General features: G+C 56.1%; 8 protein-coding genes. 6 read left to right on the top strand and 2 right to left on the bottom strand.

Annotated elements, in window-relative coordinates; all coding sequences use genetic code 11:
* Positions 1 to 16: 16 nt before the first annotated feature.
* Positions 17 to 1,849: a sensor histidine kinase gene (locus ACSEXW_RS00595; RefSeq protein WP_438444145.1), complete on the top strand. Its 1,833-nt coding sequence runs from the start codon at positions 17 to 19 to the stop codon at positions 1,847 to 1,849.
* A gap of 37 nt (positions 1,850 to 1,886) precedes the next feature.
* Here the strand turns inward: ACSEXW_RS00595 and ACSEXW_RS00590 are convergent, their stop codons facing one another.
* Positions 1,887 to 2,792: an ArsR/SmtB family transcription factor gene (locus tag ACSEXW_RS00590; protein WP_438444144.1), complete on the bottom strand. Its 906-nt coding sequence runs from the start codon at positions 2,790 to 2,792 to the stop codon at positions 1,887 to 1,889.
* A gap of 149 nt (positions 2,793 to 2,941) precedes the next feature.
* Between ACSEXW_RS00590 and ACSEXW_RS00585 the strand changes: the two genes are divergently transcribed.
* The 4 genes from ACSEXW_RS00585 (at position 2,942) to ACSEXW_RS00570 (ending at position 11,969) form a co-directional block, all read left to right on the top strand.
* Positions 2,942 to 4,705 (top strand): glycoside hydrolase family 2 protein, encoded by a 1,764-nt coding sequence (locus ACSEXW_RS00585; protein ID WP_438444143.1) that lies wholly within the window; start codon positions 2,942 to 2,944, stop codon positions 4,703 to 4,705.
* A 273-nt stretch (positions 4,706 to 4,978) separates the two neighbouring features.
* Positions 4,979 to 9,256: a family 43 glycosylhydrolase gene (locus ACSEXW_RS00580; protein ID WP_438444142.1), complete on the top strand. Its 4,278-nt coding sequence runs from the start codon at positions 4,979 to 4,981 to the stop codon at positions 9,254 to 9,256.
* Positions 9,257 to 9,345: 89 nt separating this feature from the next.
* Positions 9,346 to 11,058, top strand: coding sequence for a glycoside hydrolase family protein (locus ACSEXW_RS00575; protein ID WP_438444141.1), 1,713 nt, complete (start codon positions 9,346 to 9,348; stop codon positions 11,056 to 11,058).
* Between the two features lie 17 nt (positions 11,059 to 11,075).
* The gene (locus ACSEXW_RS00570; protein ID WP_438444140.1) at positions 11,076 to 11,969 is read left to right on the top strand and encodes a helix-turn-helix domain-containing protein; all 894 of its coding nucleotides are present in this window, start codon (positions 11,076 to 11,078) and stop codon (positions 11,967 to 11,969) included.
* A 24-nt stretch (positions 11,970 to 11,993) separates the two neighbouring features.
* Here ACSEXW_RS00570 and ACSEXW_RS00565 read toward each other — a convergent pair whose 3' ends face one another.
* Positions 11,994 to 12,839, bottom strand: a complete 846-nt coding sequence (locus tag ACSEXW_RS00565; protein WP_438444139.1) for a helix-turn-helix domain-containing protein — start codon at positions 12,837 to 12,839, stop codon at positions 11,994 to 11,996.
* Positions 12,840 to 13,005: 166 nt separating this feature from the next.
* Between ACSEXW_RS00565 and ACSEXW_RS00560 the strand changes: the two genes are divergently transcribed.
* Complete coding sequence (locus ACSEXW_RS00560; protein ID WP_438444138.1) at positions 13,006 to 16,353, top strand: DUF5107 domain-containing protein; 3,348 nt, start codon at positions 13,006 to 13,008, stop codon at positions 16,351 to 16,353.
* The last annotated feature ends 14 nt before the right edge of the window (positions 16,354 to 16,367 follow it).

Here is a 16,367-nt window from a genome sequence, read left to right as displayed (position 1 = left end):
GACGGAGCGGCGGGCCATGAAGACCAGTAGGCTGAAATTGAAGCATCAGATCTGGATGATCTTTTTTTTCTCTGTCGTGTTATTCACCGTCATGGAGCTCTATTTCTATTACAGCTTCTCCGACCTGACCCAGAAGAGGGCGGCCAACTACGGCAACCAGATCATAGAGCAAACTCGCCGTAAGGTCGATTCGGTGCTTAGTGATATCCGGGTCAGCACCAGCGTTGCGGTAAACAGCAAACTGATTCAGGAATTTACCGTAGTGGAGGATGATTACAAGAGGGCGTTTGATACCGGTCCATATGCACTGGATCTCATGGACTATATGAGATCCTTTAATTCGTATGTGAACGGAATTGTGATTAACGACATTCGGGGAAAGCAGATTTACAGTCTGGGGTCTGCAAGCGGCGATATTTTCTTCTTGAATCGTTATGAAACCTTTATCCGGACGTATAAGGACAACCCTTCGCTTCGGGATAAAGGGATGTTCACCACGATTCTAAGAGATGAGCGAACAGAAGCGGAACAATTCTTTTATATAGCGCCGATTGTGGAGACCATCGGAGGCATCCATTTCTCCCAGATTACAGGGTACTGCACCGTAATGGTCCAGATGGAAAAGCTGCAGGGGCTTGTGAAGAATACGGAACTGACGCCCAATTCCACCTTGTACATTCTGAATAACCGGGATGAGGTCATTGCGTCCACGAATGCCAATGCTCGGGGCACGCTGTTCACGGATGTTCTGTCCATGGATAAGGATATCCTGCTTAACGGCGTGAAAACAACCATCGAAGGGGAGGATATTCTAGTTCAGGTCAAGGGGCTGGAAGAGGCTGACGGGTGGCGGGTTGTAAGTATGATTCCGGTGCATGAGCTGACCGAGGACATGAACCCCATGCGGAAGGTCAGCATAACCGTGGGAATTGGAATTATCCTAAGCATGATTCTCATTGGCAGCTTTTTCATGAACAACCTGATGCGTCCGGTGATGGGACTCGTGATGGATATGAAGAAGGCGGTGGGGAGGCGGGACATGGGCTTCCGCATGAGAGTCCGGTCTACCAATGAGGTAGGCTTGCTGGCCTGCGACATCAACCGGATGATGGATGAAATGGAGGAAATGGCCCAGGACATGTTCAATACCCAGGCCCGATTGTATGAATCCGAGCTGAGCCAGAAGCAGGCGGAATTTTCGGCCCTCCAGAGCCAGATCAACCCCCACTTCCTCTATAATACGCTGAATTGCATCAGCAGCATCGGGCTGGAATATGGAAGCAAGGAGATCGCACAAATTGCATCCTGCATGTCCAAGATCTTCCGGTACAGCATCAAAAAGAATGATCTTGTGCAGATCCGGGAAGAGCTGGACTGTATTCAGGCATATATGAAGATTATCTCCATCCGGTATGAGAATAAATTCTCCATGGAGCTTGATGTGGAGGACCGGCTGTTGGAGATGAGAACCCCCAAGATGATCCTCCAGCCCATTGTGGAGAATGCCGTCTACCACGGGCTGGAGCGGATGGATCTAGGGGGGAGGCTCGAGGTTGCCGGAAGCATGGATCCGCATGGAGATGTGATCTTCCGAATCGCGGATACCGGGAGGGGAATGGAGCCGGAGGTGCTGGCCGCCCTTCAGGCGAAGCTGAGCATGGCGCAGCCGAAGCACGTGCCGGACGGCCAGCCGGCCAACAGCATCGGGCTGTCCAATATCCACAACAGGCTCCGTCTGCTGTTCGGAGAGGGGTACGGGATCACCATCGAAAGCCGGTTGTGCCAGGGGACGACCGTGACCGTGAAGATTCCGAAGCTGCTATACGACCTGGAATCCTCGGAAGAATAACAGCAGGAAATGGGTGTCCGGTCTGCCGGGCGGACCGTTACACCGTAATGGTCACCCGGATATCCTGGGGGTAGTTGCCGAAGCCTTTGCCGAAGAGGCTGACGCCTCCACAGTGAAGTGCGGTTTCCGGGCAGGAGATGCGTAAGCGCAGCTCCTGTCCTGCCCGGATATTCAACTGGCTGATCCGAATGCCGGAGAATTGGTTGCCGTCGATAAAGGTTCCATGGTCGGTGATGGACAAGGTCTTGTGCAGCCCATACTGGGTATCCACCCACCATGAAGGGGTATATACCCCGCGTCTGCTCCCGAAGTCTCCGGGGCAGGTCCAGGTGGCTACATCTATGCCATTGATGGAGAAGGTGATGTCGGACGGCCAATTTTCGTTATACCCGGGAGCCTCCGAACCAATCTCCAGAGAGAGGGCCAGGCTGGCAGCAGACTGATTGCCTACCAGATAGTTGGGAATCCGGTATTCCACATAGCCGCTTGCAAACCAGAGATGTTCGGCCTTGGTACGTTCAGGGTCATCGAAGTAGCGGGGATCATCCATCATGCCGATCCGCTTCTCCGACGAAGCCAGCCCGCAGGTCGGTGTGACTTCGTAAGCGATATATTGCCCCACAGGCAGATCCACCGTATAACGGTTCTGATCGGTCTGTTCCTCCGCGACGCTTGTCCGCAGCACAAGCGTCATCTGATCCAGCTTCAGCGTACAACGCTTCTGAGTGCCCCGTTTGCCCACCAAATTTTCCGTTGCTACAATGCCCGCTTCCTCCAGCTTCTGAATATGCTTGGTTATAATGGCCGAGGAGAGCTCAAGGGCTTCCGCCAATTCCCCGATATTGTAGGCTTTCTCATTCAATAACTCTATGATGCGGACCCGGGTTTCCGAAGAGAAACAATCCAGAATCCGCATGTTGGCTGTTATGACTTCCAGCTTCATGGGCTCACACTCCTGACTGCTTCAATTATATAACTTAAAAGTTAAGTAATCAACTTCATTGTTGACATAAAGAGGCGATATGCTTATTATATTAACTGTTGAGTGATTAAGTTAATTTTTATATTACATAAAAGAAGGGAATGTTTGCCATGACTTCATCCATCCTCCGGACCGAATATCCCCGTCCGCAATTCGTAAGATCAGATTGGCAGCATTTGAATGGAACATGGGAGTTCGAATTTGATGACGAACGGGTTGGCGATGCGGGCCAATGGAGCAGCGGCCGGCAAATCTTCAGCCGCCGGATTCAGGTTCCCTTCGCTTACCAAAGCCAATTGAGCGGTATTGGAGAAACAGGCTTCCACGATCTGGTATGGTATAAGCGCAGCTTCACCATTCCGGCGGAATGGGCGGGGCGGCGGGTGATCCTGCACTTCGGAGCTGTGGATTACCAAGCTACGGTCTGGGTGAATGGCAGGCAGGTGGCTTATCACGAAGGCGGACATACGCCATTCCAGGCGGATATAACGCTGGCTCTGCAGCCCGGGGAGAACTGTGTGGTCGTACGTGCGGAGGACTTCAGCAGGGATGTGACCCTGCCACGGGGGAAGCAGTACTGGAAGGAGGATTCGGCTTCCATCTTCTACACCCGGACAACGGGAATCTGGCAGTCCGTTTGGCTGGAGCCCGTAGCGGAGCTTCATATCCGGAAGCTGAAATTCAAGCCGGATATTGACCGCAATGAAATCCAAATCCGCACGTTCCTTAACCAAGCTCCGGTTGGCTGCAAGGCGGAGGTCCGCATCGATATCCGCTTCAAGGATGAATACCGGACGGTTACCACCTTGTCCGTTGACCATGCCGAGGAAACCCGTACCATCGGACTCCATGATTTTAACGATCATGGACTGGGCCGTTGGTGGTCCCCCGAGCGTCCGAATCTGTACGACGTGACCGTCACACTCCTGGTGAACGGCAAGGAAGCGGATCAGGCGGAAAGCTACTTCGGCATGCGTAAGATTGCGGTGGAAGGCGGCAAACTGCTGTTGAACAACCGGGTTTACTTCATGAGGCTGGTGTTGGATCAGGGGTATTTCCCGGAGGGTGTTCTGACGGCGCCCAGCGACGAGGCTTTGAAGCGGGACATTGAGCTGGCCAAACAAATGGGCTTTAACGGCGCGCGCAAGCACCAGAAGATCGAGGATCCCCGCTTCTTGTACTGGGCGGACCGGCTCGGTTATCTGGTGTGGGGCGAGATGGCCAATGCCTATGCGTATTCGGAGGAGTATGTGCGCAAGGTAACGGCGGAATGGCAGGAGGCGGTGGAGCGGGATTACAACCATCCGTCCCTGGTGGTGTGGGTTCCCCTTAACGAAAGCTGGGGAGTGCCCAACATCTTAATCGATGAGCGGCAGCAGCGGCATGCCATGGCGATGTATTACCTGACCAAGTCCCTGGATGACAGCAGACTTGCAGTATCCAACGACGGCTGGGAGCAGATGACCACGGATCTGGTCACCATCCATGACTATGAATGGAGGCGGGAGGACTTGACGGAGCGCTACAGCACCTTGGAGCGGACGTTGGGGGAGAAGCCGCACCGCAGGGAGCTGTTCGTAGGGGGAACCGCTTATGCGGGCCAACCGGTTCTGGTGACGGAGTTCGGCGGTATTGCCTATAAGAAAAGCGATTGGGAGGGCTGGGGTTATTCCGGTGCGGACAACGATGAGGACTTCCAGGCTAAGCTGGCCGATGTGATTGAGCCCCTGCTGCAATCGCCTCATGTCCAAGGCTTTTGTTATACCCAGCTGACCGATGTGGAGCAGGAGATCAACGGCTTGTTGACCTATGACCGGACCCCCAAGGTTCCGTTGGAGCATATCAGACAGATCGTTGCCGGGAAGATGAGGTAGGGATATAGATCTTGTAAGGAGGACACAATCTTTCATTGAGGATGGTGTCCTTTTTTTATGAGGAGCGCGTACACGCTCCGATACTCTTTTCTAAAACGGTTACAAAAACAATTTAAGATCGTCCATTTTTATCATGGGCCTTGGAAGGTAGAATGTGGACATTGCTAGGCAAATCCAATCAACAAGGGGATGAAAAGGTTGAAAGCGGTTTAATTCGAGCCGTAGGTCTAGGGTGTGACGCACATGATGATACGATTCCGGGGAGGATTGCAAATGGTCAAGAAAGGCTACAGGTATCTGCTGCTTGTTCTCGCGGTGCTGCTGATGCTGCCGCAATGGAGTGGAGCAGTCTCGGCGGCAGAGCCCGCGCCAGGTGCGCAGAATTCAGCGTTGATGCAAGGGGGGAAGAATGTGTCGGATTTCTACAATGTGATCATGCAGTCAGGAGCCGACCCTTGGGTATACAAGCACACGGACGGCTATTATTACAATGTATTCGTCAACGCCAGCGGTATTATGATCCGCAAAGCGAAGACCATCTCCGGCATAGATGCAGGCGAGAGAAGCTTAGCTTGGGTACCGGTGAAGGGGACCATGTACAGCTCCAACGTATGGGCGCCTGAAATGCACTATCTTAAGGATACCGACGGCACGTACAAGTGGTATATCTACTTCGCAGCGGACAACGGAACCAACGCCAACCACCGGATGTACGTGCTGGAGAACGCCAGTGCGAATCCGATGACGGGAACTTGGGAGTTCAAAGGCAAGATTACCGATGCCACCGACCGCTGGGCGATCGACGGTACCGTGCTGACGGTCAATGAGCAGCATTATTTCATCTGGTCCGGCTGGGAGGAAACGGATGGCAGCTTCCAAAATTTATATATCGCCCGGATGAGCGATCCGCGCACCATCAGCTCGGAACGAGTGCTGATCTCGACGCCGGTCCATGAGTGGGAATCGTCTCCGGGCAGGATCAACGAAGGCCCCGAGATTCTGATTAAGGGCGACACCATCAACCTGATCTATTCCGCTAACGGAAGCTGGACGGACAGCTACTGCCTCGGGCTCATCACGGCCAAGATCGGCGACGACCTGATGAATCCCGCCTCCTGGGTGAAGCACGATATGCCGATCTTCTCCAGCGCCAACGGCGTCTACGGACCGGGTCATCACAGCATCGTCACGTCTCCTGACGGTGCGGAGGACTGGATCGTCTACCATGCCGCCCGTTGGCCGGGATCCGGATGGACCCGCAAAGTCCACACGCAGAAATTCACCTGGAACGCAGACCATACGCCGAACCTTGGCGAGCCTGTCGATCCGAACAAGCCCATTGCCAAGCCCTCGGGCGAGCCGGTTCGCATACGCTGTGAGGCGGAGCAAGCGCTGCTGGTGAAGGATCCTAGCGGTGAATCTTCCCCGGCCGTCCGGCGGGAGGACACCGCTTCAGGCGGGATGAAGATTGCCAACATCAAGAACGCCGATGATTATGCGCAGTTTACCGTACACGTGCCGGAGGCCGGATTTTATATGCTGTCGGTGCGCAATGCCAACGGCTCGCCCAATGCAGCCGATGCCTCCCATATCTTGTCGGTCAACGGCAGCCCCGGCGCCAATCTGAACATCGTCTATTCCGGCTCGAACCGTTGGGGAGCCTCTACAGCAAAGGTCTATCTCAAGGAAGGCGACAATATCCTTCGCTTCTCGAAGGGGAACAACCTTGGCGAGATTGACAGCATGGATCTATTCAAGCTGGATACCTCCGAAATTATATTCGAATCACCCGGATATACGCTTGGTTTGGGAGAGACCCTCAGCCTATCGTTGTATTCGGTAACGGGCACTGTCCACACCGCTGTCGACGCAGGAGCGGTATTCACTTCTTCCGACACGAAGGTCGCCGTAATGGACGGAGGGGCTAAGGTGAAGGCTATTGGGGCGGGCACCGCCACCATCACCGCCACCTACAACGGGAAAACGACAACGGCCACCGTAACCGTTGCTGCAGAGCCTAAATCCGTCCAATCTGTAGCTATGAGCGGATTGGACAGCATTCTGGCCAGCGGGCAGAGCAGCCGGCCCTTGCAGGTAACGGCACGCTATACCAACTATGAAGTGCAGAATGTGACAACCGGTGTACAGTATAGCAGCAGCGACCCCGGGGTGGCAGGGATTGATTCGGTCACTCAATCGGTATATGCGGTGAAGCCGGGAACCGCTCTTATTACAGCTGAGTATGGCGGCAAGAAAGCGGCCCGCCAATTGAAGGTCGTTGACGCTTCCGATGCGGTTCAGGTGGTTTCGGCAGGGAGGACGCCTTCCGGTGTAACGCCCAAACGGCCCAGCGTAGTGGACGTGGTCTACCATAACGTGTCCATGAAGGCCGATGTCGTCAATTGGGAGTCGGAGGGAGTGGACTTCAACTCGCTTGGCACGGTTCAGGTGCCTGTCACCTTGAAGGTCGGTGGCCATGAGCTTCCTTCCACGATGGCCGTAGAAGTCATTCCGGGATGGGGCCTGGACGAAGTGGTGAATCAGCTCCGCAGCAAGCTGGCCAATTTCTCCTATCCCTTGGGCGATGGGTTGGGCAATTATAGTCCAGCCAAGTATGATGCCTTCGTGGCCGAGGTGAACAAGGCGGAGCAGATGGCCGTCAACGCGGACCTGACCAAGGAACAGTTTGACGAAGCACGGGATCGGCTTGCTCAAGCGGAAGCCGCTCTATTAAGTTCGCTTCGCAGTGTGCAGGACGGCGTCATCTATAACGCTTTCCGGGATTTCTCCGGCGATACGGTTGGCAAGTATCCTTATGGCTTTACGACCGAGGATCTGACCAATGGCGCTACTGCCACCGTGCAGGAAGAGAACGGGAACCCATTCCTGCGGCTGACCACAACCGCCACTTCGGGCAAGGCCAATCTGCTCCTGCCCTATGCAGGCGAGGTAAAGGCTGGGGCAGACCAGCGCATCGTTATCGAATATCGCGCCAGATTGAACAGCAGCTTCCAGTACGCCAATGGCGCCATGATGAGAAATGACAGCGGGACGAACAATTATTCCATGGTCACGGCTTTTGATTCGGGAAAAGTAGTCGTGCAGAATGGGGCGTCCAATAAGGTTAAGGTCCAGAACTATACAACCAATACATGGTACAACATCAAAATGGTGGCAAATTGGGATGCCAAAACGTACACCGTCTATATAGACGATGTTCCGGTGGCCGTTGATTACAACTTCCGCCACACAGGCGGCGACAAGCTGGTCGGCCAGCGGTTCGGCATCGACGGCTACGCCAACGCCTCCATGGACTTCGATGATTTCAAGGCCATGGTGATCGGAGGACCGAAGGCTGCCCCCGAGGGGCTTGGGCACGTGAATGAGACGGCGGTTGGGGCCAACGACGGACGACTTACCGGTGTGAACGCATGGATGGAATGGTCCTCCGACAAGGGGAGCACCTGGTTGAGTGTGGAAGGGGAGACCATCGACCCATTACCGCCGGGAACGTATTGGGTTCGATACCGCGCGACGGATACGCATCAAGCAAGTCCGCATGTGGAGCAGACCATTACGGCTTATACGCAACCTAACGACAGCACGGGAAGCGGTGGCGATACCCCAAGCGGCGGCAGCGGACCCGTTGTCCCAACCACGCCGGCTGCTGGAGCCAAGAACGGGGACGGCGGTACAACGACCAGCGTCACTGAACCGACAACCGGAATGGTGACGGAAACCACCGTCTGGCCGAACGGCGACCGCAAAGTCGTCACGAAGGAACGCAATGGAGTCCAAGTGGAGACCAGCACGACGTCCCAGGGGGAAGTAACGGCCGGCATCCATCTGCCCCAAGGCACAGCACAAGCACGGGTTACGATTCCCGCCAAGAATGTCTCGCTCTCCACTGTAGCCTATATGGTCAGGAAAGACGGCTCCCGGAGTATTATTCGGACCTCCGTTCGCACAGAGAATGGCTTGAGCATCCTGGCCAAGGGCGATATGACGGTGAAGCTGATGGACCATAAGGTCACCTTCAGCGATGTGCCTGACGATCATTGGGCCGCCGAGGCGATCGCCTTCACCGCAAGCCGCGAACTGTTCCTGGGAACGGAGCGGGGAGGCTTCGCCCCCGAAGCTACCATGAGCCGCGCCATGCTCTTCACCGTGATGGCCCGGCTGGACGGATTGGAGAACGAAGGCGGCGACCCCTGGTACAGCAAGGCGCAAGAGTGGGCAGTGGATGCGGGAATCAGCGACGGCAACGCCCCGGAGGCTGCCATCACCCGGGAGGAGCTGATCACGCTCCTGCACCGGTACGCCGGGAAGCCCGCAGCGAACGGCAGCGGCAAGAGCTTCACGGACAGCGGCGATATTTCCGCCTGGGCAAGGGAAGCCATGGGCTGGGCGGTGGAAGCGGGGATCCTGAACGGCAAGCCGGGGAATCTTCTGGAGCCCTCCCGTGTTGTCTCCCGGGCGGAAGTGTCCGCCATCCTCGCGCGTTATATCCATCTGGATACACGGAATGTGGAAAGACCAAAAAGCATATAAACCTCACCAAAAGGTTCGTTACACTCCAGGGGCTCTCAACGGTATGATCGGTAATAGGAATCTGAAGGAACCTTGGAGGGAAGAGAGACATGTCAAATCCGACCTATGACAAATTTGAGCCCTTAACGAATGCGAGACTTGTGCTGGGGTATCTGACATCCATGGTGGATGAGAAGGAGGACAACCTTCCGTATTGGCTGGTGCTGCCGCACAAGAAGCCGGCCGAAGCAGCCCACTGCCGGGTCGACGATGCGGAGCTGGTTGGCTCCTGGTATGAAGCCATCGATGCCGTCCGGAAAATGCTGAAGACGGATGAAGGCGCCGCGGTTCAGCAATCCTTTTACCACCATATCATGAAGTCTTGGGGAGAGCACGGGCTGCGCTTTCATGAGCCGTACCCCTGGACCCATACGAATCACAGCTCCTTTCACGAAATGGGCTATATTCTTCCGGCGCTGAACCGGATGCTGGAGAACCATCCCGGGGATCAGGAGGCGGAGAAGCGGGCCTCTGAGCTTGTAAGAGGGCTGCGCTCTCTCGTCATCGAAAGGAAGGTCAGAACCTTTTGGTCCGGGGATTATGAGGAGAAGGAGCCGGTATACGAATTCCCCAATGATGTGTATCTGAAGGACGGCGGATTTGATCTGTCCAGGCACACCGGGCGGGGGGAACAGGGGATCCGCAATGCCATTGTGCTTCACTCTCTGGTGCGCCGGTATGAACTTGCCGGAGACGAGGTTGCGCTTGATTTGGCGGTGGGCCTTGCCAATCATCTCTTGGGACCCTCGCGTTATTTCAATTACAAAATGGAGTTTTTCGGCCATGTTCATTCGGCCGGCTGGGTTGCCTCCGGACTGGTCCGGCTTGGCCGAGTCACCGGTACCCAGCGGTACATTGCCGCAGGGAAGGGGATCTACGACTATATCCGTTCCCTGTCCTCCTCCTTCGGATGGGTACCCGAATATGCTCAGTGGCATCCGCAGCATGAGGAGCACTGTGAGACCTGCTGCATCAAGGATATGATCGAATGCGCCAATGAATTGATTCTGGCCGGGTATGAGGAATACTGGAAGGATTTGACCCTGTTTGCTCGGAACCAGCTGGTGGAGAATCAAGTGAAGGTGTCCTCTTATGTCGTAACGGACAATACCCGGCCCGATGGGGAGGGGATTACCTACAGGGAGATTGACAAGAGAATGATCGGAGGCTTCACCGGAGGCTCCCTGGTCAATTCCATATCGTTGTCCAAGTTCCGCTCCATTGCAGGCTGCTGCGTCGGCATGGCTCCGGTGGCACTGGAAATCGTATGGAACCGGTCGGTGGAATACCGAGGTGGAACGGTTCTCGTCCAAATCCCCGTTGATAAGGAAACGGAGGAAGCCTCGGTGAGCATGAATTATCCCGAAACAGGCTCTATCGCCGTTACGCCCAAGCGGCGATGTGATGTTGCGATAAGGGTGTACGACTGGATGGGCCAGGAGCTCATCGGGAGGATCAATGGAAAGGCCTGCGCCTTCTCCAGGGAGGGTAATCTGGCGGTATTCCGCAGCGTAGCGGCCGGAGACCGGGTGGAGTTGGAGCATCCTCTAGAGACGGCAGTGGTGAAGGAAACGGTGAGGGGGGAGGAATATTCGGTATCCTGGAGAGGCTGTGATGTCGTCGATATGCTTCCCCGCGGAGAGCACTTGAGGCTGTACCAGCGGGACGGGCGCATACCGAAATATTATCCGTCCGCGGAGGACGTTCATTTCACCGGCGCCGCCAATTATGGTCCCACCCAACAGGCGCAGGGCAAAAAGTAACGGCGCAGGTGATCACGATGGCCCATCAACGGAGCGAGCAAATCGTCTATGAGAACCCCCTGCAGCCTGTCCGGGTCTTGCATGAATCCCGGAAGGAACGGGTTGCGGGACCCTGGCATTACCATCACGAGCTGGAGATGATTGCCATCGTCAGGGGAGAGTTCAGCATCTATACCAAGGACCGGGGGTTCAGACTGTCCGCCGGAGACGTTGCGATTATCGGCTCCTTCGAGCCGCATCATTCCTTCAAGGATGAGGGGGATATGGAGTATGTGGTGCTGCAGTTCGATATGTTCCGGTTTCTTGGCCAGGACATGATTCCGTACATGAAATATTTAACGGAGGCCGGGCGCTTATATAGCAGACTTAACTCCATCTTTGCGGAGCATCCCGACATCAAGCAGCAGGTTTTTTCCTATGTGAAGGATATTGCTATGGAATATGCCGCTAAGCAAAGAGGCCATGAGATCGCCATCCATAGCCTGATCTACCGAATCATACTGGCGCTTCTACGTAACGACAGCGGCTTCCTGCCGGACGCCAGCCAGGACCGGGAGCTATCGAAGCTGGTGCCTGTCCTGAACTACATCGAGAGGAATGTCAACGGCAGGGTGGAGATGAAGGAAGCGGCCAAGATCATGAATCTGGATTATTTCTACTTCGGCAAGTACTTCAAGAAGATGATGGGCCGAACGTTTCTCGAATATGTCCATTCCCAAAAAATCGCCAATGCGGAGCGGCTCTTATTAACCCGGGATATCTCCGTCCTGGAGACGGCTTCTCTGGTTGGCATGCCGAATATGGCGAACTTCTATAAGATGTTCTACAAATACAACCAATGCTCTCCGAAGGAGTTCCGGAATAAAGTGACGAAGGCTGGAACAGCTTTCATTCATCCCCTGCACCTATAGTTTGTTCAATCAACCGGATACTCCCTATCCCTTGGGAATTCTGCGGTAGTCCGTTGGGGCGTGGCCCATCAGCTTCTTGAACATCCGGGAGAAGTAATAGGGATCCTCCATGCCGATGGAAGCGGCAATCTCCTTCACGGTTAAGCCGGTCAGATCCAGCATGTTGGCGGCGTGCTGCATCTTCATCCGAAGGAAATAATCGATGGGAGCAAAGCCGGTTTCCTTGTTGAACAGATAGATCAGGTGCTGCTTCGAGATGCCGGTATAAGCGGCGAGCTCCGGAAGCCGGATGGAGGATGCGATGTGCTCTTCCATATACCGGATTGCATTCTCCAGATGATGCTCCCGCTTCCGGTCCTGATGGGTATGAAGAAGCTCGCGCCCCAAGCCGCTGATCAACCAGCGCAGTGTCTGGGATACGTAGATATGCGAGGGGATGGAATAAGGGCGGTCGGTCAGGATCGCCAAGGTCTGATCCAGGCGGGCGATGAACTCCGACACGAAGGTGCGGGGCATCCGGACGGCGTCGTGCCCCAGCCCGTAGTGGACGCATAACTCCCCGACGTGCTCTCCCTTCACATGAAACCAGTAGATACTCCATGGATCCTCCTCCGAGGCCCAATAACGGTGCGGGACGCCGGCAGGGATGACCGCCATGATGCCCGGCGATAGCTCGAGCGGATCTTCCCCAGCCTTCTCCACGATTCCTCTGCCTTCGATGCAGTAGATGAAAATGTGGGCATCGGCGCCTTCAGGCCTCTCCCGATAATGGTTTCTGGCATGGGGGAATACGCCGATGTCGCTGACGAACAGCTGCCGGGTCAACTCGGTCCTTGCCAGCTCCTTCTGCACGTATTCCGGGAGTACCATTAGCCGCTGCTCCCGAAATCCCTCCCTCTTGTGAGTCATCATCCCCGTTGGCCCACCCCTTCCGTATAAATACGAATATTATCCATCATTCTCCGCATATCGTCAATTGGATTCGGCCTCTGACGCGAGTACACTGAAGGTATTCCAGACAGGGGAGTGAGCTCTTGTGAGCGAGAAGAATGAAGAGAGGCCGGCCTCCGTTCGGGTATGGGAGGAGAAGCGATCCATCCCCACCTACGGTATCGGACAGCCGGACAAGAATCCGATGTTTCTCGAGAAGCGGGTGTATCAAGGCAGCTCCGGGCGAGTTTATCCCCATCCGGTGATCGATAAGATCCACGATGAGAAGAAGCCCGTGGATTATCAGATGGTGATTCTCGAGAATGAGTACGTCCGGATCGAGATCATGCCGGAGCTGGGCGGCCGGATCTATCGGGCGCTGGATAGGACGAACGGCTATGACTTCGTCTATTACAACCGGGTGATCAAGCCGGCGCTGGTCGGGCTTGCGGGGCCTTGGATCTCGGGAGGCATCGAGTTCAATTGGCCGCAGCATCACCGGCCCAACACTTTCGGCCCCGTGGAATGGTCCTATGAGGGGAATGCAGACGGCTCCGCCACCGTATGGGTCAGCGAGATCGACCGGATGTACGGAACCAAGGTAACGGCAGGTTTCACCCTCTATCCCGGCAAAGCCTACCTGGAGATCAACGCCCAGCTCTACAACCGGACCTCGGAGCCGCAGACGTTCCTCTGGTGGGCCAATCCGGCGGTTGCCGTGAACGACCATACGCAATCCGTATTCCCCCCTGACGTGGCGGCGGTGTTCGACCATGGCAAGCGGGACGTGTCCCGGTTCCCGATTGCGACGGGGACGTATTACAAGATGGATTACTCCGACGGCGTGGACATCTCCCGCTACAAGAATATCCCCGTGCCGACCTCTTATATGGCTTACAAGTCGGACTATAATTTCGTAGGCGGGTACGACCATGGAGTCCAAGCCGGCCTGCTTCATGTGGCCAACCACCATGTCTCTCCGGGCAAGAAGCAGTGGACCTGGGGCAACGGCGAATTCGGCCAAGCCTGGGACCGCCAGCTGACAGACGAGGACGGCCCATATATTGAATTAATGACCGGGGTGTACACGGACAACCAGCCGGATTTTTCCTGGCTGCAGCCCTATGAGGAGAAGTCCTTCAAGCAATACTTCATGCCGTACAAAAATATCGGGGTCGTCAAAAATGCCTCCATCGACGCTGCGGTGAATCTGGAGGTGGAGGAGGCGACCCGCCAGGCGACGGTCCAGGTCTATGCGACCGGGGTATACGAGCAGGCGGAGGTCGAGCTCAAGGGAGCGAAGCGGACCTATCTCCGGGAGACGGTAACTCTCTCTCCGGCGGAGACGTTCCGATCCGTCGTGTCTCTGGATGAAGCGGACCGGCCGCATGACCTGAAGGTCACCGTTCGGGATTCGTCCGGAAGAATCCTGATCGCCTACCGGCCGGAGCAGCCGCGCCTCGAAGAGGTGCCCGAGGCGGCCAAGCCGCTCCCCCGGCCGGAGGAGCTGAGAACGAACGAGCAGCTGTATCTGGCGGGACTTCACCTGGAGCAATACCGTCATGCCACCTTCGAGCCGGAGGATTATTATCTGGAGGGTCTGAAGCGGGATCCCGGAGACATCCGGATCAACACTGCTTATGGGGCGTTACTTCTGAGAAGAGGGCAATTCGTGCAGGCGGAGTCCCATTTCCGGGCTGCCGTGAAGTCTGTGACCTGGCGGAACACCAATCCGTACGACAGCGAGGCCTTTTACCGGCTGGGCATGGCACTGCTGCACCAAGGCCGTCTTCAAGAGGCGTTCGCAGCCTTGTACAAATCCACCTGGTCTGCCGCTTGGCAGGATGCGGGGTACTTTGCCCTGGCCCGGATTGCTTGCCGGCAGGGAAATCTCGAGGAGGCGCTGGAGCTGGCGGACCGTTCTCTCATCCGCAACACACGGCATTACAAGGCCCGGCATCTGCGTGCGGCGCTGCTTCGCAAGCTGGGACGGCCGGAGGCTGCCCTAGCCTATGCGGCCGAAACGCTGGCGCTGGATCCGTGTGACTTCGGTTCGGCGAATGAGCGGGCATTGGCCTTGGCCGAAGCCGGCCGGACGAGGGAGTCGGAAGAAGCGTTAGTCGGCTTGATGAGGCTCATGCGGAATGAGGCCCATACCCACTTGAATCTGGCAGCCGATTATGCCGAAGCCGGATTGCTCGGAGAGGCGGTCTGCGTGCTGCGAAGGATCGTGCCTGGCCCTTCGGCGCAGGTGTACCCGATGCTCCATTACACACTCTCCTGCTTGTACGAGTCTGCCGGCCAGCCCGAGGAAGCGGCGGCTTATCGGGAAGGAGGGCGGCAGGCGCTTCCCGACTACTGCTTCCCGAACAGCCTGTTTGAGCTCCAGGTGCTGGAACGCGTTCTTCAGGCGAATCCCGCCGACGACCGAGCCCATTACTATCTGGGTAATCTGCTGTATGATAAGAAGCGGGCGGAGGATGCGATTCGTCATTGGGAAACGTCCGCCAAGCTCCAGGATCGCTTCCCGACCGTACACCGCAATTTGGCACTGGCTTACTATAACAAACGCTCCAACCCGGAAGCAGCGCGTGAAGCCTTGGAAAAGGCCTTTGGTGCCGATCCCGCCGATGCCCGTATCTTTTACGAGCTGGATCAATTGTACAAAAAACAGGGGATTCCGGCTGAGAAGCGGATCGATGCCCTTACGTCCCATATGGAGCTGGTTGAGCTCCGGGATGATCTGTACCTGGAATACGTGACGCTCTTGAACACCCTGAACCGGCACGAGGAAGCCGCCGCAGCCCTGGAGAAGAGATGCTTCCACCCGTGGGAAGGCGGAGAGGGCAAGGTAACGGGACAGTATGTCCTGGCCCATGTGGAGCTGGCCAAGCGGAGGCTCTCGTCGAAGGAATACCGGGAAGCCGTCGCGTACCTGCAGAAGGCATTGATTTATCCGGTGAATCTGGGTGAAGGCAAGCTGGCCGGCGCGCAGGAAAACCATATTTACTACTACATGGGATGCGCCCGCGAGGGACTCGGGGAAGCTGCCGAAGCACAAGCCTGCTTCGCCCTTGCCTCCCAAGGATTGGAGGAGCCGGCCGGGGCCATGTACTATAATGATCAGCCGCCGGATATGATGTTCTACCAAGGACTGGCATGGCGGAAGCTGGGCAACGAGAAGGAGATGAAGCGGCGCTTCAACAAGCTGGTCGACTATGCCGAGAAGCATATGTTCGACGAGGTGGCCTTCGATTATTTCGCCGTGTCGCTTCCCGATTTCCTCGTGTTCGAGGATGACTTGAGCAAGCGGAATCAGATACACTGCCGCTATATGCGGGGGCTGGGGCTGGCCGGCTTGGGACGCGGGGCCGAGGCGCTCCGGGAGTTCGAGGAGGTGCTGGCGCTTGCGCCCAGCCACCAAGGAGCAAGAATCCACATTGAATGGTGCTAACCATAGGGGGTTAC

The sequence above is a fragment of the Oryzibacillus soli genome (genome assembly GCF_051594765.1).
Taxonomy (GTDB): domain Bacteria; phylum Bacillota; class Bacilli; order Paenibacillales; family NBRC-103111; genus Paenibacillus_AR.
This window is presented reverse-complemented; position numbering and strand designations above follow the sequence as displayed.

What these genes read in the sequence shown, in the direction of transcription:
- ACSEXW_RS00580 (WP_438444142.1), top strand. Translation starts at nt 4,979, where the DNA reads ATGGTCAAGAAAGGCTACAGGTATCTGCTGCTTGTTCTCGCGGTGCTG.
- ACSEXW_RS00570 (WP_438444140.1), top strand. Translation starts at nt 11,076, where the DNA reads ATGGCCCATCAACGGAGCGAGCAAATCGTCTATGAGAACCCCCTGCAG.
- ACSEXW_RS00590 (WP_438444144.1), bottom strand. Translation starts at nt 2,792, where the DNA reads ATGAAGCTGGAAGTCATAACAGCCAACATGCGGATTCTGGATTGTTTC.
- ACSEXW_RS00565 (WP_438444139.1), bottom strand. Translation starts at nt 12,839, where the DNA reads ATGGTACTCCCGGAATACGTGCAGAAGGAGCTGGCAAGGACCGAGTTG.
- ACSEXW_RS00585 (WP_438444143.1), top strand. Translation starts at nt 2,942, where the DNA reads ATGACTTCATCCATCCTCCGGACCGAATATCCCCGTCCGCAATTCGTA.
- ACSEXW_RS00575 (WP_438444141.1), top strand. Translation starts at nt 9,346, where the DNA reads ATGTCAAATCCGACCTATGACAAATTTGAGCCCTTAACGAATGCGAGA.
- ACSEXW_RS00595 (WP_438444145.1), top strand. Translation starts at nt 17, where the DNA reads ATGAAGACCAGTAGGCTGAAATTGAAGCATCAGATCTGGATGATCTTT.